This window comes from Streptomyces sp. NPDC055013 (assembly GCF_053608645.1).
Genome location: NZ_JBSGVW010000006.1, coordinates 13,355 through 35,046 on the forward strand (window position 1 = coordinate 13,355; position 21,692 = coordinate 35,046).

Consider the following 21,692-nt stretch of genomic DNA (forward strand, 5'->3'; position numbering starts at 1 on the left):
GAGAGGGGCTACCGGTGAACGACCGATACGACGCGGGGAGCGCGGGATACGAGGCCGACCAGTACGAACTGGTCGGCTACGACGAGTACGGGCAGCCGGTGTACCGACAGCTCCCGCCGCAGCAACAGCAGCCGCAGCAGTACGACCCTTACGCACAGCAGGGATACGGCTACGACCCGTACGCGACCGGCCGGCAGCAGCAGCCGGGGGCGCCGCCGTACGACCCCTACGGGTCCGGCGACACCGGTCAGCAGCCGCCCACGGCCGGGTACGACCCGTACGGCACCGGCACGCACCAGCAGCAGCACCACGGCGGCGCGCAGTCGGCGCCGTACGACCCGTACGGCCGTACCGCGACCAGCGGTCAGCAGCAGCGGGTCGCCGAGCAGACCGCCTACATCCCGCAGCAGGCCGGGCCGGTCGAGGAACCGGTGGCCCAGGGCCGCGGTGACGCGGACTACCGCACCGAACAGTTCGCTTTCGTCGAGGAGCCCGACCAGGACTCCGAGGACGTCATCGACTGGCTGAAGTTCACCGAGAACCGCACCGAGCGCCGCGAGGAGGCCCGGCGACGGGCACGCGCGCGTGTCATCGCCCTCGTGGTCGTGCTCGCCATCGCCGCGGCCGGCGGCGTCGGCTACCTCTGGTACGCCGGGAAGCTGCCCGGCCTCACGGCGTCGGACGACAAGGCGGACACCGCGACGCCCGTGGGCGCCCAGAAGCGTGACGTGATCGTCGTCCATCTGCACAACACCAAGAGCGGCGGCACCTCCACGGCGCTCCTCGTCGACAACGCCACCACCCAGCAGGGCACCACCGTCCTGATGCCCAACTCGCTCGCCCTGACCGGCGACGACGGCAGCACGACCACCCTGGCCAAGTCGGTCGACGACGACGGCTCCTCCGGGACGCGCGACGCCATCGACACCGTCCTCGGCACCGAGATCCAGGGCACCTGGCGGCTGGACACCCCGTATCTGCAGAACCTCGTCGACCTGGTCGGCAACATCGAGGTCGACACCAACGCAGACGTGCCCGACCCGGACGCCAAGTCCAAGGGCGCCGCACCCCTCGTCCGCAAGGGCAAGGGGCAGACCCTCAGCGGCAAGACGGCCGTCGCCTACGCCACCTACCAGGGCTCCGGCGAGGCACAGAACGCCCAGCTGGAGCGGTTCGGGCAGGTCATGCAGGCCGTGCTGCGCAAGCTGACCTCGGACACGCAGGGCGCGACCACCACCGTGCAGACGCTCGGGATGATCATCGAGCCGCCGCTGACCGACAAGGACCTGGGCGCCTTCCTCGCCAAGCTCGCCGACCTCGCCAAGGGCGGCGACTACAAGACGGCCATGCTGCCCGTCCAGACCAACGGCACGCTGAGCGCACAGGCGAGCGCGAGCGTCGTCAAGGACGTCCTCGGCGGCACCGCCAAGAGCCCCAGCAAGGACGCCGCGGCCCGCGTGTCCGTCCGCAACGCCAGCGGCGTCAAGGACAACACCGACGCGGCCCGCGTGGTGCTGCTGAACGGCGGCTTCACCTTCCTGGAGGGCGGCACCGAATCCACCGCGGCCACCTCCGAGGTCGTCTACGCCGACGCCGCCGACAAGGACGACGCCACCGAGGTCGCCAAGACCCTGGGGCTGTCCTCCGGAGCGGTCGGCAAGGGCGAGGTGTCCGGGAACGCGGACGTCTCCGTGGTCCTCGGTCAGGACTACAAGCCGTCGTCCTCGTAGCGGGCACGACACCCGGGGCACCCCACGTGAGCCGATAATCACGTGGGGTGCTGTCGGCGGTCCGTGAGACCCTTGATGTCAAGTGTCCGCCGATCGAAAGCCTTGTAGTGACCGCTACCGACCGTTCCCTCGAGCTCGTCAACACCGCCGCCCAGGCAGCCGCCGACAAGCTCGCGCACGACATCATCGCCTACGACGTCAGCGACGTCCTGTCGATCACGGACGCCTTCCTGCTGGCCTCCGCGCCCAACGACCGCCAGGTCAAGTCGATCGTCGACGAGATCGAGGAGCGGCTCCAGAAGGAGCTCGGCGTCAAGCCGGTGCGCCGTGAGGGCGACCGCGAGGCCCGCTGGGTGCTGCTCGACTACGTCGACATCGTCGTCCACGTCCAGCACAGCGAGGAGCGCGTCTTCTACGCCCTGGAGCGGCTGTGGAAGGACTGCCCCGAGCTGGAGCTGCCCGCGGACGCCAAGGCCACCCGCGGCAAGGCCGCGGAGCACGCGAAGCACCAGGCCGCCGAGGAGGCGGCCGAGCTGGGTGGTGAGTGGCGATGAGTGCCACCGGTGAGGTGGCCGCGGGCAGGCCCGGCAAGGGCCGCCGCGTCATCCTGTGGCGGCACGGCCAGACCTCCTGGAACGTGGAGCGCCGCTTCCAGGGCTCCACGGACGTCCCCCTCACCGAGGCCGGCATCTCCCAGGCCCGCCGCGCCGCCCGGCTGCTCGCGGGCCTCAAGCCCGACGCGATCATCGCCTCCGACCTCCAGCGCGCCGCGCACACGGCCGCCGAGCTGGCCACGCTCACCGGCCTGGAGGTGATGCACGACGAGGCCCTGCGGGAGACCTACGCGGGCGTCTGGCAGGGGCTGACGCACGACGAGATCATCGCCCGGTACGGCGAGGAGTACGCGGCGTGGAAGCGCGGTGAGCCGGTGCGACGCGGCGGCGGCGAGCTGGAGACCGAGGTCGCCGACCGCGCCGCGCCCGTGGTGCTCCGGCACGCCGAGAAGCTCCCGGAGGACGGCACGCTCGTCGTGGTCAGCCACGGCGGCACGATCCGTACGACCATCGGCCGCCTCCTCGGCCTGGAGCCCAGGCACTGGGAGAGCCTCGGCGGCCTCACCAACTGCTGCTGGTCCGTCCTGGGCGAGGGCGCCCGCGGCTGGCGTCTGCTGGAGCACAACGCCGGCACCCTGCCGGAGCCGGTGCTCGGCGACGACGACTGACGCCGAGGACGACTGACGCCGGTGGTCCCGGCCGCGACGGCCCGGGACCCGGATTTCACTTTCCGGCAGGTCGCAGGCTAAAGTTCTTCTTGTTCGCCCCGCCGAGCGGGGCGAAAGACCACTGCGGTTCGTCCGCGTGGCGCAAGGGGCTATAGCTCAGTTGGTAGAGCGCCTGCATGGCATGCAGGAGGTCAGGAGTTCAATTCTCCTTAGCTCCACAGTGAGACAACAAGATCCCGCCGATCGCTTCGATCGGCGGGATCTTCTGGTATCCGAACTGTTCGGGTCCGGCTTGAGTCACTTGGGCCTCGCAGGCGTATACCTCTCAAGAGGCGCTTTGGGGTGCGTGTTCGCACGCTTCGTCGGGCCACGGGGGCTGCCGTGTCCGGACTGGTACTGAGGCGTCGCTGACCGTATTGGTCCGGCCGTGGCAGAATCAAACGGCCGGAAGGGGGCGCGGCCCGACGGGAGGGAGTTGCGATGCCTGCGAGCATCTTCGGAGAGGCCGGTGGCTTCTCCGGAGCAGCGTTGGCACGGGATACGATCACCCGCCTCAGCTGCCCTTCCTGCGGCTCCGTCCACGTCGCCCAGCTCCTTGGGGACAACGGCGGAATTTCCTACGTGTGCACGGCCTGCGGCCACAGCTGGAGCTGATCGATGGGTGCACACAGGCGAAAGTGCGACTGGTGCGGCAGCGGAACGCCGATCGTCCGTGACATGGAACCGGTGAACCCCGACTACCAGTACTGGTGCGAGGAATGCGCGCGGGCGCTGATCATAAAAGGCGACCCGATCGAGACCTACCGTGAACTCGAGGGCGAACCGATCTACGGCCGACTCCTCGAAGAGCACTGCACACTCAAGCGCTTCTATTCCTTCGTCACGGCTTGACCGGCCGTCACGGCCTGACCGCGGCCGGGGCCCCTGAGCGTCCTGAGGGCGACCCCGGTGATCGCGAGGAAGAGGCACCCGAACGTCCCGTATAGGGCAGACATCATCAACTCGATGCCGTTTTGGCGCAGTTCGTGCCGCCCTGGGCCGTGTGGTACCCACCACAGCGCGTACGACGAAAAGACCAGCAGCGTGCCGAGGGCGGCGAGCCGGTACACGTGCGTGCCCAGGAGCAGCACCACCGGCACGCACCACACCCAGTGGTGCGACCAGGACACCGGGCTGACGAGCAGCGCCGTCACCCCGCAGACGGTCACCGCCCAGGCCCGCTCACCGCGCAACTCCGCCGCCACCGCCACGCCGAGCCCTGTCGTGCCCACCACGGCCGCCGTGAGCACCCAGGCGGCCCCGGGGTCCGGAGTGTGCAGCAGACGCGCGAGAACGCCGCGCAGGGCCTGATTCGCGGTGTCCTCGGCGTGCCCCACGCGGCCGGCCGCGAAGACGACGCGGGTCCAGAAGCGCCAGGAGTCGTACGGCAGTACAGCCGCGGCCGGCAGGGTCGCCCCGGCGAACGAGGCGGCCGCCGCACGCGCGTGCCGCAGCCATGGGCCGCCGCAGCCGTGCCGGCGCCGGGACGCGACACCGGTGGCGAGCAGGAACACCGCGAACAGAGCCGGTGTCAGCTTCACGGCCGCCGCGAGCCCGATCCCGACGCCGCTCCAGCGGTCCTCCGGACGGCGTGACAGATCCCACAGGACCAGGACGGCGAGCAGCAGGTTGATCTGCCCGTACCGCAGCGTCGTCCACACCGGCTCGCACCACACGGCCACCGCCGCGACCCACCAGACGCTCTCCACGCGCGCGTGCCCGGCCAGCCGCAGGGACAGCCGTACGAACACCACGAGCAGTGCGAGGTTGCCGGCCGTGGCCAGGGTGCGCAGCGTCGCCGTGTCGAGGAGCGTCAGCGGAGTGAACAGCAGGGCCGCGAACGGCGGGTAGGTGGCGGGCAGTCGGGCGGCCGTCGCCCGCAGCGCGTACAGGTCGCCTCCCGCGCGTACGGTCGCCCCCTGGGCCCGGTACACCATCAGGTCGACCATCGAGACGTGAGCGGCCCGCTGGGCCACCCAGAACGCGGCGAAGGAGACCAGGCAGGCGCCCACGGCGACCGGCGCTCGGCGGCGGAATGCCCAGGGCGCGATCGCGGTCACGAAGTGCGACATTAGTGGACGTACTGGGCTGGGTCGGAAACGATTTGGTGCTGCGCGAGGTCGACCGGTAATGTTGGCGTCGCCGCCGGGGAAACAGGCGCCGCAGTCAAGATGCGGCTCTGCCGGGTGGCCGCAAGGGGCTATAGCTCAGTTGGTAGAGCGCCTGCATGGCATGCAGGAGGTCAGGAGTTCAATTCTCCTTAGCTCCACAGCAGATCCCGCCGGATCGGTCCGATCCGGCGGGATCTTTTTGTGTGCTCCGGGCTGCGCGAACGAGGGGCCGTCCGGTGTGGACGGCCCCTCTACGCGTGCGTGCCCTGCGTCAGCGGCCCAGCGCCCGCCTGCCACGGCCCTGGGAGAGGACCGGCAGGTTGCGGGACGACTCCTGCGCGCGGGTGTCCTCCTCCAGGCGCAGGGCGAGGGCCGGGCAACGGCGCACCGCGCGCAGGGCCTTGGCCTCGGCGTAGCGAGGCACCTTCGCCTGGGCGACGGTGGGGAAGCCGTCGGCGCCTAGTTGGAAGACCTCAGGGAGGATGTCCGCGCACAGGCCGTGGCCGCGGCACAGCGTCCAGTCGACGTAGATGTTCTGGCGGCTGGGGCCGTTCTCCTCGGACGCGGCGCCGCCCGGGATGCCCGACGGAGCCAGCCCGCCCTCGAAGAGCGGCAGAACGCCCTCCACGGGCCGTCCGCAGCCGTTGCCGAGGACATGCGCCGCGAGGTCGTCGGTGAACGCCTTGATGGTCGACTCCAGGAACATCGCGGAGCCGTCGGGGTGCGAGCACGCGCCGCGCCGCTTCACGTTCTTGGCGACCTGCTTGAGCGCCTCCAGGGCGGCCGGACCACCGCCGTTGAGGATGTCCTCCAGGCCGCGCGCGGCGGCCGGCAGGCCGAGGTAGCAGGGGCCGCACTGGCCCGCGCTCTCCTCGGCGAGCCATTGCGCCACGCGCAGCGACTCGCCCAGCGGGCAGGTCTCCTGAGTGATCGGAAGGATAGCGCCGGCACCGAGCGAGCCGCCCACCGCGTCCAGGGAGTTGCGCGAGACGATCGTCTCGTTGACCGTCGCCGCGTCGATCCACTTGCCGTGGTAGCCGCCGGTCAGCACGCCCTGCGGGACCGGCGGGGCGCCGGCGAGCTGGAGGACGTAGCGCAGCGGCACGCCCGTGGGGACCTCGATGACCATCGGGCGGGCGACCGCGCCGGAGACCGTGAGCATGACGGTGCCCGGCTCGTCGTACAGACCGGTGTTGCCGTAGCGCTCCGGGCCGATGCGGGCGGCGATGGCCAGTTGCGCGAACGTCTCGGCGTTGGACAGCAGGGTGGGGGCGCCGCCCACACCGTTCTGCGAGGCGCTGACTTTGCGGCCGGCCGGGATCGCCGGGCCGCCGTCGATGGAGCGGATCACGGAGGCGGCTGCGCCGGTGACCATGCGCACGGGGTTGCGCTGGACGAACGCGCGTAGCGCGGACCGACGGCTGTTGCTGAGTCCGCGTTCGGCGAGGGCCGCCTCCATGGAGCGCTGGGTGGACTCCCGGGTGACCGCGATCACGAGCGTGCGGGCGCCCAGGGCCTCGGCGCACAGCAGCGCCCCGTCCAGGATGAGATGGGGGGCACGGTTGATCATCACCGTGTCCTTGCGGCAGGCCGGTTCGTCCTCACTGCCGTTGACCACGACAACCGGCCGTACCCCGCGCTTGATCGCGGACTCGGCGACCGCGCGCAGCTTCTTGTGGAAGGGGAAGCCCGCGCCGCCGCGGCCCTTCAGGTTGATGTTCTCGGCGAGCTTCGCGAGTTGCTCGCCGCCCATCGGTTCGAGCGGCCCGTGCACCTTCAGGTGCATGGGCAGATCAAGTCTTTCGACAAGGTCGAAGCCCGACGTGAGCTGCGGAAGACCGACTACGCGGACTTCTGGTACGTCGGGCAGGGCCTCGTTCACTTAAAGCCTCCGGAAGGCGTGTTCCAAGGTTCGCCCGAACCCGGTGCCTCGAAGTCGTAGGGGGTACCGGGGAAAGGTTCAGTGGCGGGACCGCTGTTGTTGTACGTGTCGTTCTGGTTGTACGTACCGAAGACGGCGTTTGTCTCAGCGGTGTCGTACACATCACTCGAACCGTAGCCCGAAGCCCCCGAGTCGTAGCCCGGGGTGCCCGAATTGCCGTAGACGGGGATGTTGTATCCGGTGTCGTTGAGCGGGTCGTAGGCCGACGGGGGCGCCTCGCCGACCGGCGGCGGGGACGGGATCGGCCAGCTGCCCGAGGTACTGCCGCCGCTGTCGACGCGCGGGATCGCTTCCGTCGGCTGCAAGTCCAGGGGCAGGTCCGTGCGTGCGGTCTGGTCGGGTGCATAGGGCTGCTGTTGCCCGCGGGAACGGGGTGAGACGGCGCGATAGGCGGCGGCGAAGCCCGTACCGGGCGCCTGCGCCGGGGGAGCCTGGTACAGGGGGTCGGAGGAGGGCGTCGCCCGGGGCTGGGATCCCGTCGTCGGGTCGGCCCGCCTCGACCGCCTCCCCCGCCCGTCGTAGCCGGGCAGTGCGGAATCCGACGACCGAGCCCTGCTCGCGTCCAGTTCCTCGCGGCCCGCGGGCTCGCCGTTGCCGATGAGCTGGGCGATCCGGTCGGCGACCTTGCGCTTGAACGGGCGTGGTGCCGCACGCAGGGCGAGGGCGGCCGCCACGGCGACGACGCAGAGCTCGTAGCAGACCATGAAGAACGGCGCCGCCGGGCGCCCGGCGAACAGGCCGTGGATCAGGGCGGCGCACCAGGCCGGGTAGGCCAGCATGTGCATCATGCGCCAGCGGGCGGCGACCGGCGCCGGCGACGCGAAGCGGTTGCGCAGCGCGCCGGTGACGCCGACGAAGATCATGAGCATGGCGGCCAGGGTGCCGAGGCCGATGAGGAAGGCGCTGCCCGGGATCTCGCTGCCGCCGGCGAACAGCAGGCCGAAGGGGATGAACACGGCGATCGGGCTGGCGTGCTCCAGCGCCAGTTTGACCCCGATGTGCACCAGGAGGAACGCGATCGACGCCACAGCGGTCACTCGGTGGATGGCCTGCGCGACGAGCCGCTGCCGGATGTTGAGGATCATCCGGTCCTGGGCGACGAGCCCCCAGATGACCGAGCAGGTGAGGCAGACGAGGGACAGCACGCCGGCGCCGAAGTTGAGGAACTCCAAGAAGGCGTCGTCCGCCACGCTGTCGTTCGGATCAGTCGTCACGGCATACCTCCCGAAATCGCGATGAGGGGTATGGGCGACCGAGTGTCAGCGACCGGCGCCCCCCGGGCCGGGATATCCGTCCTGGGGGGCGGGCTGCTGTGGGGACGAGGGTTCATGGGGGCAACTCCGAACGGTTCGGGAAGGCGGTCCCGTTGCCGCACTCTAAGTGGCTCCATACCGGGGGGTACGGCGTTTGAGTTATTGCGTTGTTATCTACGGGCTGTGCGGGGCGTGTGTTGTCCCTTAGCGACTGTTACGCCAGGTAACAGTTGAGCGTTGTTCAACTTTTCGAGGTCTTCACAACTCTCAGGTACGGAAATCGGGGCGCCAATGTTCATGCGCGCCCCCTATAAGAAGCCCCTCGCGCCCCCCCACCGGAAGTCCGTCGCGACCCGCTCGGGCGCTGCGGTACCCTGACGCCATGCGTGCCGTACGCCTTCTGCTTAGCGGGCCGCGCTGATCAGTCCCGACCACCGGGCGAATCGGATGGTCGGAATCGGCGCGGCGTCCCCTCCTGTGCGAGGGGATTTTTCGTTTCCGGAGAACCGCAGCCGCTTGCAGAGACGATCGATGGAGCTTTGAGGATCATGAGCGAGACGAACCCCGCTGCCACCGCCGAGGTGGCCGCGCCGCACCGCTACACGGCCGCCATGGCGGCCGAGATCGAGGCACGCTGGCAGGACTTCTGGGACGTCGAGGGCACGTACGCGGCGCCGAACCCCAAGGGTGACCTGGCGGGCGACCCCGAGCTGGTCGCCAAGCCCAAGAAGTTCATCATGGACATGTTCCCGTACCCCTCCGGAGCGGGCCTGCACGTCGGTCACCCGCTGGGCTACATCGCCACCGACGTCTTCGCGCGCTTCCAGCGCATGACCGGCCACAACGTCCTGCACACCCTGGGCTTCGACGCCTTCGGCCTGCCCGCCGAGCAGTACGCCGTGCAGACCGGCACGCACCCGCGTGTGTCCACCGAGGCCAACATCAAGAACATGCAGAGCCAGCTGCGCCGGCTGGGTCTGGGCCACGACAAGCGCCGGTCGTTCGCCACGATCGACCCGGACTACTACAAGTGGACCCAGTGGATCTTCCTGCAGATCTTCAACTCCTGGTACGACGACGAGGCGAAGAAGGCCCGTCCGATCTCCGAGCTGATCGCCCTGTTCGAGTCGGGCGAGCGTGCCGTACCGGACGCTGACGGCGGCACACGCGCGTGGAGCGAGCTGAGCGTCGCCGAGCGCGCGGACGTCCTGGGCGAGTACCGCCTGGCCTACGCCTCCGACGCGCCGGTCAACTGGTGCCCCGGTCTGGGCACCGTGCTGGCCAACGAGGAGGTCACCGCCGACGGTCGCTCCGAGCGCGGCAACTTCCCGGTCTTCAAGGCCAAGCTGCGCCAGTGGAACATGCGGATCACCGCCTACGCCGACCGGCTGCTGGACGACCTGGACGAGCTGGACTGGCCCGAGGCCATCAAGCTGCAGCAGCGCAACTGGATCGGCCGCTCCGAGGGCGCTCGCGTCGACTTCCCCGTGGACGGCGAGCGCATCACGGTCTTCACCACGCGCCCCGACACCCTGTTCGGCGCGAGCTACATGGTGCTGGCGCCCGAGCACCCGCTGGTCGAGAAGTTCACCCCGGACGCCTGGCCCGAGGGCACCCACGACGTCTGGACCGGCGGTCACGCGACCCCGGCCGAGGCCGTCGCCGCCTACCGCGCGCAGGCCGCCTCCAAGTCCGACGTCGAGCGCCAGGCCGAGGCCAAGGACAAGACCGGCGTCTTCATCGGCTCGTACGCGACCAACCCGGTCAACGGCGAGCAGGTCCCCGTCTTCATCGCCGACTACGTCCTGATGGGCTACGGCACGGGCGCGATCATGGCCGTTCCGGCGGGCGACCAGCGCGACTTCGAGTTCGCGCGCGCCTTCGAGCTGCCGATCGTCTGCATCGTCGAGCCGACCGACGGGCGAGGCACGGACACCTCGACCTGGGAGGACGCCTTCGGGTCGTACGACGCGAAGATCATCAACTCCTCCAACGACGACGTCTCCCTGGACGGCCTGGGCGTCGCCGAGGCCAAGGCGCGCATCACCGAGTGGCTGGAGCGGTCCGGCGTCGGCGAGGGCACCGTCAACTTCCGGCTGCGCGACTGGCTGTTCAGCCGCCAGCGCTACTGGGGCGAGCCCTTCCCGATCGTCTACGACGAGGACGGCATCGCCCACGCGCTGCCCGAGTCGATGCTGCCGCTGGAGCTGCCCGAGGTCGAGGACTACTCGCCGCGCACCTTCGACCCGGACGACGCCGACACCCAGCCCGAGACGCCGCTGTCGCGCAACGAGGACTGGGTCAACGTCACGCTGGACCTGGGCGACGGTCCGAAGCGCTACCGGCGTGAGACCAACACCATGCCCAACTGGGCCGGTTCCTGCTGGTACGAGCTGCGCTACCTGGACCCGCACAACAGCGAGAAGCTGGTCGACCCCGAGATCGAGCAGTACTGGATGGGCCCGCGCGAGGGCCAGCCGCACGGCGGTGTCGACCTGTACGTCGGCGGCGCCGAGCACGCCGTGCTGCACCTGCTGTACGCGCGATTCTGGTCCAAGGTCCTGTTCGACCTGGGACACGTCTCCTCCGTGGAGCCGTTCCACAAGCTGTTCAACCAGGGCATGATCCAGGCCTACGTGTACCGCGACAGCCGCGGCATCGCGGTTCCGGCCGCCGAGGTGGAGGAGCGCGACGGCGCCTACTACTACCAGGGCGAGAAGGTCTCCCGACTGCTGGGCAAGATGGGCAAGTCCCTGAAGAACGCGGTCACTCCGGACGAGATCTGTGCCGAGTACGGCGCCGACACGCTGCGTCTGTACGAGATGGCGATGGGCCCGCTGGACGTGTCCCGGCCGTGGGACACACGCGCGGTGGTCGGCCAGTTCCGGCTGCTGCAGCGGCTGTGGCGCAACGTCGTCGACGAGACGACCGGTGCCGTGGCGGTTGCGGACGCCGAGCCCGACGAGGACACGCTGCGTGCGCTGCACAAGGCGATCGACGGGGTGCGCGGGGATCTGGAGGGCATGCGGTTCAACACCGCCATTGCCAAGGTCACGGAGCTGAACAACCACCTGACGAAGGCGGGCGGCGCGGTACCGCGCTCGGTGGCCGAGTCGCTGGTGCTGATGGCCGCGCCGCTGGCCCCGCACATCGCCGAGGAGCTGTGGCGCAAGCTGGGTCACACCGACTCGGTGGTGCACCGGGACTTCCCGGTCGCCGACCCGGCGTACGTCATCGACGAGACCGTGACCTGCGTCGTGCAGATCAAGGGCAAGGTCAAGGCCCGCCTGGAGGTCTCGCCGGCGATCTCCGACGAGGAGCTGGAGAAGGTCGCGCTGTCCGACGAGAAGGTCGTGGCGGCGCTGGACGGGGCCGGGATCCGCAAGGTGATCGTCCGGGCGCCGAAGCTGGTGAATATCGTTCCGGCGTAGGTAAAGGCGTAGGCGCAGGCGCCCCGGCATTGGCGCGGCGATTCGGCGGTTCTGCCGGGTCCGATGTGGGCTCGGGGTGATCCCCTACGGGCAGGTTCGGGGTTCTTCTGGAACTCCGGGCCTGCCTGTTGCGTTTACCGTTGAAGAGTGACGCGGCGTGTGCCGCGACCGGTCGAGGAGGAGCTCGTGGAAGCAGTGATCGCAGTCGTCGCCCTGCTTTTCGTGCTCTTCGTCGTGCTCGGCGCGTACGCCACGGTGAAGGTGGTCGGGGCCGCCAAGCGCCGCGTGGACGAGACCATCACCCATGCCCGGCGTACGGTCGAGGACGGCACCCTGCGGGCCAAGTCCTTCGCCCAGCCGGGCGCCGCCGGCGAGCTCGCCCAGCTGCGGCTGAAGCTGCGCACCTCCATGCGGGCCACCCAGGACGCGCTGCACGCGGGCGTGACCGAGGACGAGTCTCTTCAGGAGTCCCTCGGCCTCTTCCAACGCCTCAGCGCACACGGACACGAACTGGACGCCGAGATGCGGCGCCTGGAGTCCGAGCCGGACCGCGCGACCCTCGCCGAGCGGCTGCCCGACCTGCGCGAGCGCACCGAGCGCGTCGTCAAGTCGGCGGACGCGCTGCGCTGGGCCGCTCGCGACCGGGCCCGCCGCTTCGCCGCCGACGACCTGGACACCCTCAGCGCGCAGATCGACCTGGAGGCCGGCGCCCTGCGCCACTGGCAGACGACGGAGTCCTCCGCCTCGTCCTCTTCTCCTTCCTCCTCGTCGACGCCGCCGGAACGTCCGTCGTCCACGCCGCCGCCGTGGCCGGAGGCCCCGGCCGCCGAGGCCGCCGCGACAGCCGAGCAGACCTGGCCGGACACACCTCAGTCGCAGCGTGCCGAGGAGCCGACCCGGCCCGCCATCAGCCCGGCAGCCCCGCGCCCGACGTACCCCTGGCAGAAGAAACCCCGTCCCGAGAGCACGACTTGAGCCCCGTTTCGCGCGCGCTGATCGGTCAAGGCATTCCCAGGTGAGCGGGGTCGGACTGCCGCCCGGGCGCTACGCCAGGTAACCTCCAGCTCATGTCCCGCCATGTCGCGATCGTCACCGATTCAACGGCCTACCTGCCGCAGCGGACGATGGAGCGCCACGGCATCACAGCGGTGCCCCTGACCGTGGTCGTCGGCGGCCAGGCGTTGGACGAGGGCACCGAGATCTCGACCCGATCCCTCGCCCAGGCGTTGCAGAAGCGACGCCCGGTCACCACCTCGCGCCCGAGCCCCGAGGTGTTCGCGGAGCACTACCGCAAGGTCGCCGAGTCCGGCGCCACCGGCATCGTCTCCCTGCACCTGTCCGCCGAGCTCTCCGGCACCTACGACGCGGCGGTCCTCGCAGCACGCGAGGCGCCGGTGCCGGTGCGGGTGGTGGACACCGGGATGGTCGCCATGGCGCTGGGCTTCTGCGCCCTTGCGGCGGCCGAGGCGGCGGAGACGGGCGGCACGGTGGACGAGGCCGTCACCGCCGCGGAAAAGCGGGCCGGGGCCACGGCCGCCTACTTCTACGTCGACACCCTCGACTATCTGCGCCGCGGTGGCCGCATCGGTGCCGCACAGGCGCTGTTGGGCTCCGCGCTCGCGGTGAAGCCGCTGCTGCAGTTGGAAGGCGGCAGGATCGGCCCGCTGGAGAAGGTACGGACGGCCTCCAAGGCGATCGCCCGCCTCGAGGAGATCGCGGCCGACCGGGCAGGCAGCGCGCAGGTCGACATCGCGGTCCACCATCTCGCCGCCCCCGACCGGGCGTCGGCGCTGGCGGACCGTTTGCGGGCGCGGGTGCCGGGGCTGGCCGATCTGCACGTGAGTGAGGTCGGGGCGGTAATCGGTGCGCACACCGGACCTGGGTTGTTGGGGGTTGTCGTTTCGCCGCGGTGACGGCCCTTCCGGTGAGTGAGCCACTCGTGTGGGTGGCGGAGTTATCCACAACTTGCCGGTAATCCCCGGGAATTGAGCAAGATCATCGCGAGTGTGCCGAGGTGTCCGATCCTCGACGCATGGCACTTCGATCACGTACACGCACCACGACAGCAACCAGCGGCCCGGGTCGCGGCCCTGACTCAGACGTCCGTGCCCGCCGGCGGCGACACATGCATGCCCCGGGCCGGTCACGGCCGCGTCATGCGTCCGCGCGAGCGGCGGAGGAACTGCGGCGCAGGGCGGAGGTGATTTTCGCCGAACGGGCCGGGGAGTGGGGGGAGTCGGGGGCGGGGCCGCCGGTGAGTGGGGAGGCGCGCGAGGGGGCTGCTCGGCGTGCGGGGCGTGGGCCTGGGCCCGGGGAGTCGGGGGCGGATCTGGGAGGTGCGCTGCGGGTTGGAGAGGTGACGGGCGCGGATGTCCCGGGGGCTGATGGGGTGCTGGGATCCGATGGCCGACGCGCTGTTGGGCTGCGGGGCACTGTCGTGCCGGGCCCTGAAGGGTCGCGGCGTTTTGATGTCCCGGGTGCCGAGGGGCTGCCGGGCCGTGTTGTCCTGGGCGCTGATGGGCCGCACGGCTCCGATTTCGCGCATGCCGAGGGGCTGGTGGGCTCCGATGCTCCGCGCGGCGATGGGGCGCTGAGCGCGGACGTGCCGGACGCCGGTGCCGATGAGGCGGCGGGCGGCGCGGGTGCCGTCGTTGGTGACGGGGCTGGTGGCGCGGGCGGTGCCGGTGCCGGGGAGTGGCGGGGGCGGGCCGGGCTGGCTTTGCGGGAGCGGATGCCGATGTGGTTGCAGGCGAGGTGTGGGCTGGAGCGGCGGAATGTCGTCGCGCTCACGGTGGTGCTCGTCCTCGCTGCCGGGTTCGCGGTGCAGCACTTCTGGGCCGGGCGGGCGCAGTCCGTGCGGGCGCCGGAGGTGGTGCGGGCGGCGGCCTCGTACGGCGGGGAACCGCAGGGAGGACAGCAGCAGGGAGGGGCGAGCGGGTCGAGTACGTCGGAGGCCGTCGGTGCGTCCGGTGCTGGGGCCACGGTGGCGGCCGAGATCGTCGTGGACGTCAGCGGCAAGGTGCGCGAACCGGGCATCCACCGGCTGCCCGCGGGCTCACGGGTGGCCGACGCCCTGCGCGCTGCAGGTGGGGTGCGTCCGGGCACGAAGACCGACAGCCTCAACCGGGCTCGCTTCCTCGTCGACGGTGAGCAGGTGATCGTCGGGGGTCCGGCCACCGTGTCCGGGGCCGCTCCGGGCACGGGTGCGGGTACCGGCACGGGCGGTGCGGCGGTCGCGGGGGCGGCACCCAGCGCGCCGGTCGCCCTCAACACAGCCACCGTGGAGCAGCTCGACACCCTCCCGGGCGTCGGCCCGGTCCTGGCCCAGCACATCATCGACTACCGCACCCAGCACGGCGGCTTCCGCTCGGTGGACGAGCTGCGCGAGGTCAACGGCATCGGCGACCGCCGGTTCGCCGATCTGCGGAATCTCGTGCGGCCATGACTCACGACGTCCGAACAGCCGACCTCGCGCCCTCCCGCGCTGCCGTCCACGCCGGGTCCGGCAGCCGGCTCGGTGCCTCCCACCCCCGTCAGGAAGGACCGACGGACCTTCGACTCGTCCCGCCCGCGCTCGCCGCCTGGGCGACGGCGGCCCTGATGCTGGGCGCTCCTGAGGGTTGGGCGGTCGGGGCGACGGTTGTCTGTCTGCTTGCGGCAGGCGTACTGCTGGTGGTGCGGCGAGGCGGGGGCGTGGAAGGCGGGCTCACCAGTGGCAGGGTCGTGGAAAGCGAGCCTTCCGATGGCGGGGGTGGCGATGGCCATGCGGCCAGGTCAGGGCGTCTGGCCGAGCCGGACCATCGAACCGAGCCGGACCATCGAACCGAGCCGGACCATCGAACCGAGCCCGAGCATCGAACCGAGCCCGAACATCCGCCCAGGCGTCCGGGGCGCCCTGCAGGCCCCCAGCGCCTGACCGGACCTGGTCCGGATTCCCACCCCGGGCATCCCACCCGACCGGACAGGCCGAGCACCGCGCTCAAGCGCATCAGCTGGCCGCGAACCTCGGTCGCCGCCGTGCTGCTCTGTGTCGCCGCGGCCGCCGTCTCCGCCGGGCTGCACGGGGCCGACCTGCGGCGCGGGCCGGTGCCCGAGCTGGCGAGGGAGTACGCCACCGTGACCGCCGAGGTCGAGGTCACCTCCGATCCCCGGCTCACCCGGCCCCGGGTCAGAGGGAATCACATGGCGCCGACCTCCGTGCTGATCAACGCTGATGCACGACGCGTCGAGGACGCGGACGGCACGGCGGTGGTGACGCGGGCGCCGGTGCTGATGATCGTCGACGCGGGGTGGGGGTCGTCCGGTGAGGACGAAGGGGCGTCGCAGTCCTCCGGCGCCCGGCGTTCTGCCTGGCTGGAGCTGCTTCCCTCCACCCGGCTGCGGGTGACCGCACGGTTTACGCCCGCCCTCGCGGACGGGGACCGGGTCGCGGCCGTGCTGCGGGTGCGGGACCCGGCGGTGCCGGAGGTCGTGGGGGAGCCGTCGGGGGCGCAGCGGCTGGCGGGGCGGTTGAGGGCGGGGCTGCGGGAGGCGACCGACGGGTTGCCGGCGGATGCGCGGGCGCTGCTGCCGGGGCTGGTCGTGGGGGACACCTCGCGGATCACGCCGGAGCTGGACGAGGCGTTCAAGGAGACCGACCTCGCGCACACGCTCGCCGTCTCCGGCAGCAATCTCACGATCATCCTCGCCCTGCTCATCGGCCCGCCCGGCCTGGCCCAGCTCGCCGAGCGCCGTGGGCTCGCGCCCCGCCTCGGCATCTCCCTGCGGACGACCGCGCTGCTCGGTGGGGCGCTCACCCTGGCGTTCGTCGTCGTGTGCCGGCCGGACCCGAGCGTGCTGCGGGCCGCGGCCTGCGGAGCCGTCGCGCTGCTCGCCCTGGCGACCGGACGCCGTAGGACTCTGATCCCGGCGCTGGCGACGGCCGTACTGCTGCTGGTCCTGTACGACCCGTGGCTGGCCCGCAGCTACGGCTTCCTGCTCTCCGTGCTGGCCACGGGTGCCCTGCTCACGCTCGCGCCCCGCTGGAGCGCGGCGTTGCGACGGCGCGGGGTGCCGCCGCGGTTGGCCGAGGCACTGGCGGCCGCGGCTGCCGCGCAGGCCCTGTGCGCTCCGGTCGTGGCGGTGCTGTCGGCTCGGGTGAGCCTGGTGGCGGTGCCGTGCAATCTGCTCGCGGAGTTCGCGATCGCACCGGCCACGGTGCTGGGTTTCGCTGCACTGGCGACGGCGCCGTTGGTGATGCCGGTGGCCAAGGTGCTGGCCTGGTGCGCGGGTTGGCCGGCCGGCTGGATCGCGGACGTCGCCCGGACGGGCGCCGCACTGCCCGGCGCGGGAGTGGACTGGCCCGGCAGCTGGACCGGGGCGGCGCTGCTCGCCCTCGCGACGATGGTCGCCCTGCTCGCCGGTCGGCGGCTGCTGCGGCACCCCTGGTGGTGCGGTGTCTGCGGGGCCCTGCTCCTGCTGGTGGTGGTGCAGCCGCCGCCGCTGACCAGGGTGGTCACGGGGTGGCCGCCGCCCGGGTGGCGGTTCGCGATGTGCGATGTGGGGCAGGGCGACGCGATGGTGCTCGCGGCGGGCGAGGGGACCGGCGTGGTCGTGGACGCCGGCCCCGATCCGACGCTGATCGATCGGTGCCTGCGCACGCTCGGGATCACCAGGATTCCGCTCGTCGTGCTCACCCATTTCCACGCCGACCATGTGGCGGGCCTGCCCGGCGTCCTGCGCGGTCGCTCGGTGGGCGCGATCGAGACGACGGGGCACGAAGAGCCGGTGGACCAGGTGGAGTTCGTGCGCAGGGAGGCGGCGGCCCGGCGCGTTCCCGTGACGCGGGCCGCCGCGGGGGAGGAGCGGCGTACCGGAGACTTGAGTTGGCAGGTGGTCTGGCCGCCGCCCTCCCACCCGCCACTTCCGGCCATGGCCCCGGAGGGCCCGAACGACGCCAGTGTCACGCTGCTCGTCCGGTCGGCCGGGCTGCGGCTCCTGCTGCTCGGGGATCTCGAACCCCCGGCCCAGCGGGCGCTGTTGAGATCACCGGCGGGGGCGCTGCTGGGCGGCGTGGACGTGCTCAAGGTGGCTCATCACGGCTCGGCGTACCAGGACCAGGAGCTCATACGCCGGACGGCGCCCAGGCTGGCGTTGATCAGCTGTGGTGAGGACAACCCGTATGGGCATCCGGCTCCCAGCACCCTCGCGGCACTGCGGGCACAGGGAGCCGTGGTGCTGCGGACGGACGAGGACGGGGCGCTGGCGGTCACGGGTACGGGCGTGGAGCTGCGGGTGGCGGGAGACTGAGGGCATGGATTCCGTTGAGGTTGATGCCTATCTCCGCCGCCTGGGGGTCGAGCACCCCGCCTGGCCCACCGTGGACGTGCTGCGCGAACTGCATCTGCGCCATCTGCAGACCGTGCCCTTCGAGAACCTCTCGATCCACCTCGGCGAGGAGATCGTCCTGGAGGAGAAGCGACTGCTGGACAAGGTGGTGGGAGCGCGACGGGGTGGGTTCTGCTACGAACTGAACGGGGCGTTCGGGGCGTTGCTCGCCGCGCTGGGGTTCGATGTGACGCTGCTCGCGGGCCGGGTCCATGTGAAGGAGGAGGAGGTCGGGGTTCCCTACGACCACATGGCGCTGAAGGTGCGGACCGTGGACGGGGGCGCATGGCTGGCGGACGTCGGCTTCGGGGCGCACAGCCACTATCCGCTCGCGTTCGAGGCGCGGGGTGAGCAGGTGGATCCGGCGGGCGTGTTCCGGATCGTCGAGGCAGGGCCGGACGCGGCGGGGGTGCGCGGCGGGGCCGACGCGGAGGAGGCGGCGGACCTGGAGGTCGCCATGGACGGCAGGGCGGAGTACCGGCTGGAGCAGCGGCCGCGGGCGCTCGGCGACTTCGTGGTCGGGGCGTGGTGGCACAGCACTTCGCCGGGCTCGCACTTCACGAAGTCGCTGGTGTGTTCGCGGGTGACGAAGGAAGGCGGGCGGATCACCCTGAGCGGCCGCACGTTCAAGACGACGGCGGCCGACGGAACACGTGAGGAGCAGAAGTTGGGGACGGACGAGGAGGTGCTGGAGGTGTACCGGGAGCGGTTCGGGATCGAGCTGGACCGGGTGCCCACGGTACGGAAGCCCAACCGGGACGGCTGATCCCCCAGGTGGCGCGTGGGTCTGGGCGAGCGCGCGGACCCGGCGCACGGTCGTCTCACGGCGGTGCCCGAGAATTGCTCCGTGAGCGATGTGAGACATGTGCTGGTGCTGCCCGATCGTGACGCGGCGGAGGAGGTCGCGGGGGCGCTCGGGGAGCGGTTCGGGACCGACGAGGAGCCGCGGCTGGTGCGGGATGCGCTGGCCGGGGAGGACGACGCCGAGGACGCGCAGTGGCTGGTGGTGCTGCGGGACGAGGCGGGGCGGCTCGATCCGGGTGAGCTGGATGAGTTTGCGGGGGAGTGGGACGGGTGGCGGGAGGAGCCGTAGCCGGACCGGAGCGACCGCCCTGACCGGCTCCCTGTCTCCGGCCTGGTCGGCTTCCAGTCGCCGGCTCGACTGGCCCCCTTTCCTCGACCGGATCCGCTTCTTGCCCTCGGCCTGACGGGGTGGCGGGCACCCTGTCTCCGGCCTGGCCGGCTTCCAGTCGCCGGCTCGACTGGCCCCCTTTCCTCGACCGGATCCGCTTCTTGCCCTCGGCCTGACGGGGTGGCCGGCTCCCTGTCTCCGGCCTGGCCGGCTTCCAGTCGCCGGCTCGACTGGCCCCCTTTCCTCGACCGGATCCGCTTCTTGCCCTCGGCCTGACGGCCTGGCCTGCACCCTGCCCCCGGCCTGACCGGCACCCTGTCCCCGGCATCAACGACACCGTGCCCCCCCCCGCCTGGCCTGCACCCTGCCCCCGGCCTCACCGGCACCCTGCCCCCGGCTCGACCGGCACCCCGTCCCCGACAGCCCCGGTCGGCGCCCACTGTCAGTGGCGCGTGCCATCCTTGTCGCGATGGCCAGGAAATCTGCGAACGACGACCTCCTCTCCCCCGTGACCCTCGCCGTGGGGCAGGAGGAGCTGCTGCTCGACCGTGCCGTGCGGGAGGTGGTGGTTGCCGCCCGGGCCGCTGATGCCGATACCGATGTGCGGGATCTGACGCCGGAGCAGTTGCAGCCGGGGACGTTGGCGGAGCTGACCAGTCCGTCGCTGTTCGCGGAGCGCAAGGTCGTGGTCGTGCGCAATGCGCAGGACCTGTCGGCCGACACGATCAAGGACGTGACGGCGTATCTGGGCGCGCCGGCCGACGAGATCACCCTGGTGCTGCTGCACGCCGGGCAGGCGAAGGGCAAGAAGCTGCTCGACGCCGCGCGCAAGGCGGGGGCGCGGGAGGTGGCGTGCCCGAAGATGACCAAGCCGGCGGACCGGCTGGCGTTCGTCAGGCAGGAGTTCCGGGCGACCGGGCGGTCCGCGACGCCCGAGGCCTGCCAGGCGCTCGTCGATGCCATCGGCAGTGATCTGCGGGAGCTGGCGTCCGCGGTTAGTCAGCTGGTCGCCGATGTCGAGGGGACCATCGACGAGGCGGTGGTCGGGCGGTACTACACGGGCCGCGCCGAGGCGTCGAGCTTCACCGTCGCCGACCGGGCGGTCGAGGGGCGGGCCGCGGAGGCACTGGAGGCGCTGCGCTGGTCGCTGGCGACAGGCGTGGCGCCCGTCCTGATCACCAGCGCGCTCGCCCAGGGCGTCAGGGCCATCGGAAAGCTGTCCTCGGCCCGGGGGGGCCGTCCCGCCGACCTGGCGCGGGAGCTCGGCATGCCGCCCTGGAAGATCGACCGCGTGCGCCAGCAGATGCGGGGGTGGACGCCCGACGGAGTCGCGCTGGCGTTGCGCGCGGTGGCCGAGGCGGACGCCGGTGTGAAGGGCGGCGGGGAGGACCCCGGGTACGCCCTGGAGAAAGCGGTCGTGACTATCGCGCGGGCCGCTCGGTCCAGAGGGCGGGGCTAGGGGCAGGGGAGGAGAATCGGGCGTGTCAGCCGTACATCGCCGGACAGCAAGGAAGGTGGCGATCAGGCATGGCTGAACATCCGCACGCAACTCTCGTCCGCAAGGGCTACGAAGCCTTCGCGAGCGGCGACATGGACGCCCTGCGCGGGCTGATGACATCGGACTGCACGCACCACGTGCCGGGCAGCCATCCGATGTCGGGTGACTTCAAGGGCCAGGACGCGGTCATCGACATGTACGGCCGGCTCTATGAGGAGACCGCAGGGTCGATGCGGGTCGAACTGCGCACCGTACTCGTCGACGGCCGGGGGCATGCGGTCGCCGTACACCACTTCACGGCGGAGCGGCAGGGCAAGCGCCTCGACGAGGACGGGGCCATCGTCTTTCGCATCGTCGGCGACAAGGTCAGCGATCTCGACGAGTGCGTCTCGGACATGGACCGGGTGAACGACTTCTGGTCGTGACAGCCGCCCCGAGGGGGCAGGACATACCGAAGGCCCCGGCCGCCGTCCTGGGGAAGGGCGGTGGCCGGGGCCTTCGGTTCAAGCTGCTGAGCCCGTACCCGCGTGGCGAACGCAGGCCGCGTACAGGCTCGGGGTGCCGGACGGGAGCGGATGAGAGAGGGCCCGCTCGATTCCCTCCGGCGATCAAATCAAGTGTCAGCCCTTGAGAGCGCCGACCTTCGAAGCAAGCGCCGACTTCTTGTTGGCGGCCTGGTTCTTGTGGATGACGCCCTTGGAGACGGCCTTGTCGAGCTGACGCGCGGCAGCGCGCTGGTACTCGGTGGCCTTCTCGGTGTCACCCGCGGCAGCGGCCTCACGGGCCTTGCGGATCGCGGTCTTCAGGGAGGACTTGACGGCCTTGTTGCGCAGCCGAGCCTTCTCGTTGGTCTTGATCCGCTTGATCTGGGACTTGATGTTCGCCACTGATGAGCCTTTTCAGGTTCTGGCACGGGGCCGCGCGGGACCCGTACCGGTGATTTTCTGGAGTGTGCCTCGTGCTGAGAG

Annotated in this window: 17 protein-coding genes and 2 tRNA genes; 15 read left to right on the top strand and 4 right to left on the bottom strand. The window is 71.2% G+C overall.

Features of this window, described 5'->3' with window-relative positions; translation table 11 throughout:
* Window positions 1-14: 14 nt before the first annotated feature.
* The 5 genes from ACWGDB_RS09825 (at window position 15) to ACWGDB_RS09845 (ending at window position 3,843) form a co-directional block, all read left to right on the top strand.
* On the top strand, window positions 15-1,730 hold the full coding sequence (locus ACWGDB_RS09825) for an LCP family protein (RefSeq protein WP_453821965.1): 1,716 nt from the start codon (window positions 15-17) through the stop codon (window positions 1,728-1,730).
* Between the two features lie 107 nt (window positions 1,731-1,837).
* The gene (rsfS, locus tag ACWGDB_RS09830) at window positions 1,838-2,284 is read left to right on the top strand and encodes a ribosome silencing factor (RefSeq protein WP_453821966.1); all 447 of its coding nucleotides are present in this window, start codon (window positions 1,838-1,840) and stop codon (window positions 2,282-2,284) included.
* The gene (locus tag ACWGDB_RS09835) at window positions 2,281-2,952 is read left to right on the top strand and encodes a histidine phosphatase family protein (RefSeq protein ID WP_383611107.1); all 672 of its coding nucleotides are present in this window, start codon (window positions 2,281-2,283) and stop codon (window positions 2,950-2,952) included. The genes rsfS and ACWGDB_RS09835 overlap by 4 nt, the downstream gene beginning before the upstream one ends.
* A gap of 145 nt (window positions 2,953-3,097) precedes the next feature.
* A tRNA-Ala gene (locus ACWGDB_RS09840) sits at window positions 3,098-3,170 on the top strand.
* Between the two features lie 439 nt (window positions 3,171-3,609).
* Window positions 3,610-3,843 (top strand): hypothetical protein, encoded by a 234-nt coding sequence (locus ACWGDB_RS09845; protein ID WP_003976229.1) that lies wholly within the window; start codon window positions 3,610-3,612, stop codon window positions 3,841-3,843.
* On the opposite strand, the gene ACWGDB_RS09850 is transcribed toward ACWGDB_RS09845, so the two are convergent.
* The gene (locus ACWGDB_RS09850) at window positions 3,822-5,063 is read right to left on the bottom strand and encodes a glycosyltransferase 87 family protein (RefSeq protein ID WP_453821967.1); all 1,242 of its coding nucleotides are present in this window, start codon (window positions 5,061-5,063) and stop codon (window positions 3,822-3,824) included. The genes ACWGDB_RS09845 and ACWGDB_RS09850 overlap by 22 nt on opposite strands.
* A 124-nt stretch (window positions 5,064-5,187) precedes the next feature.
* Between ACWGDB_RS09850 and ACWGDB_RS09855 the strand changes: the two genes are divergently transcribed.
* Window positions 5,188-5,260: transfer RNA gene (locus ACWGDB_RS09855), tRNA-Ala, on the top strand.
* A 113-nt stretch (window positions 5,261-5,373) separates the two neighbouring features.
* On the opposite strand, the gene ACWGDB_RS09860 is transcribed toward ACWGDB_RS09855, so the two are convergent.
* Complete coding sequence (locus ACWGDB_RS09860; RefSeq protein WP_453821968.1) at window positions 5,374-6,984, bottom strand: NADH-ubiquinone oxidoreductase-F iron-sulfur binding region domain-containing protein; 1,611 nt, start codon at window positions 6,982-6,984, stop codon at window positions 5,374-5,376.
* Window positions 6,981-8,258, bottom strand: a complete 1,278-nt coding sequence (locus ACWGDB_RS09865; RefSeq protein WP_453821969.1) for a cytochrome b/b6 domain-containing protein — start codon at window positions 8,256-8,258, stop codon at window positions 6,981-6,983. Before ACWGDB_RS09865 ends, ACWGDB_RS09860 begins: the two co-directional genes overlap by 4 nt.
* Window positions 8,259-8,845: 587 nt before the next feature.
* Here ACWGDB_RS09865 and leuS point away from each other — a divergent pair.
* The 9 genes from leuS (at window position 8,846) to ACWGDB_RS09910 (ending at window position 21,149) form a co-directional block, all read left to right on the top strand.
* Entirely contained in the window at window positions 8,846-11,728 is a 2,883-nt protein-coding gene (leuS, locus tag ACWGDB_RS09870; protein WP_453821970.1) for a leucine--tRNA ligase, read from the top strand.
* Window positions 11,729-11,914: 186 nt separating this feature from the next.
* Window positions 11,915-12,703 carry a hypothetical protein gene (locus ACWGDB_RS09875; protein WP_453821971.1) on the top strand — a complete coding sequence of 263 codons (789 nt, stop codon included), beginning with the start codon at window positions 11,915-11,917 and terminating at the stop codon, window positions 12,701-12,703.
* Window positions 12,704-12,795: 92 nt separating this feature from the next.
* A complete protein-coding gene (locus ACWGDB_RS09880; RefSeq protein WP_427841064.1) occupies window positions 12,796-13,641 on the top strand; it encodes a DegV family protein in 846 nt (281 codons plus the stop codon).
* 644 nt (window positions 13,642-14,285) lie between these two features.
* Window positions 14,286-15,173 carry a helix-hairpin-helix domain-containing protein gene (locus ACWGDB_RS09885; RefSeq protein ID WP_453821972.1) on the top strand — a complete coding sequence of 296 codons (888 nt, stop codon included), beginning with the start codon at window positions 14,286-14,288 and terminating at the stop codon, window positions 15,171-15,173.
* 155 nt (window positions 15,174-15,328) lie between these two features.
* Window positions 15,329-18,016, top strand: coding sequence for a ComEC/Rec2 family competence protein (locus ACWGDB_RS09890; RefSeq protein ID WP_453822172.1), 2,688 nt, complete (start codon window positions 15,329-15,331; stop codon window positions 18,014-18,016).
* Between the two features lie 4 nt (window positions 18,017-18,020).
* The gene (locus tag ACWGDB_RS09895; protein WP_453821973.1) at window positions 18,021-18,860 is read left to right on the top strand and encodes an arylamine N-acetyltransferase family protein; all 840 of its coding nucleotides are present in this window, start codon (window positions 18,021-18,023) and stop codon (window positions 18,858-18,860) included.
* Between the two features lie 81 nt (window positions 18,861-18,941).
* Complete coding sequence (locus ACWGDB_RS09900) at window positions 18,942-19,187, top strand: hypothetical protein (RefSeq protein WP_453821974.1); 246 nt, start codon at window positions 18,942-18,944, stop codon at window positions 19,185-19,187.
* 508 nt (window positions 19,188-19,695) lie between these two features.
* Entirely contained in the window at window positions 19,696-20,685 is a 990-nt protein-coding gene (gene holA / locus ACWGDB_RS09905; protein WP_453821975.1) for a DNA polymerase III subunit delta, read from the top strand.
* 68 nt (window positions 20,686-20,753) lie between these two features.
* Window positions 20,754-21,149, top strand: coding sequence for a nuclear transport factor 2 family protein (locus tag ACWGDB_RS09910; RefSeq protein ID WP_453821976.1), 396 nt, complete (start codon window positions 20,754-20,756; stop codon window positions 21,147-21,149).
* A gap of 195 nt (window positions 21,150-21,344) precedes the next feature.
* Here ACWGDB_RS09910 and rpsT read toward each other — a convergent pair whose 3' ends face one another.
* Window positions 21,345-21,611, bottom strand: coding sequence for a 30S ribosomal protein S20 (gene rpsT / locus ACWGDB_RS09915; protein WP_383611074.1), 267 nt, complete (start codon window positions 21,609-21,611; stop codon window positions 21,345-21,347).
* Window positions 21,612-21,692: the final 81 nt, after the last annotated feature.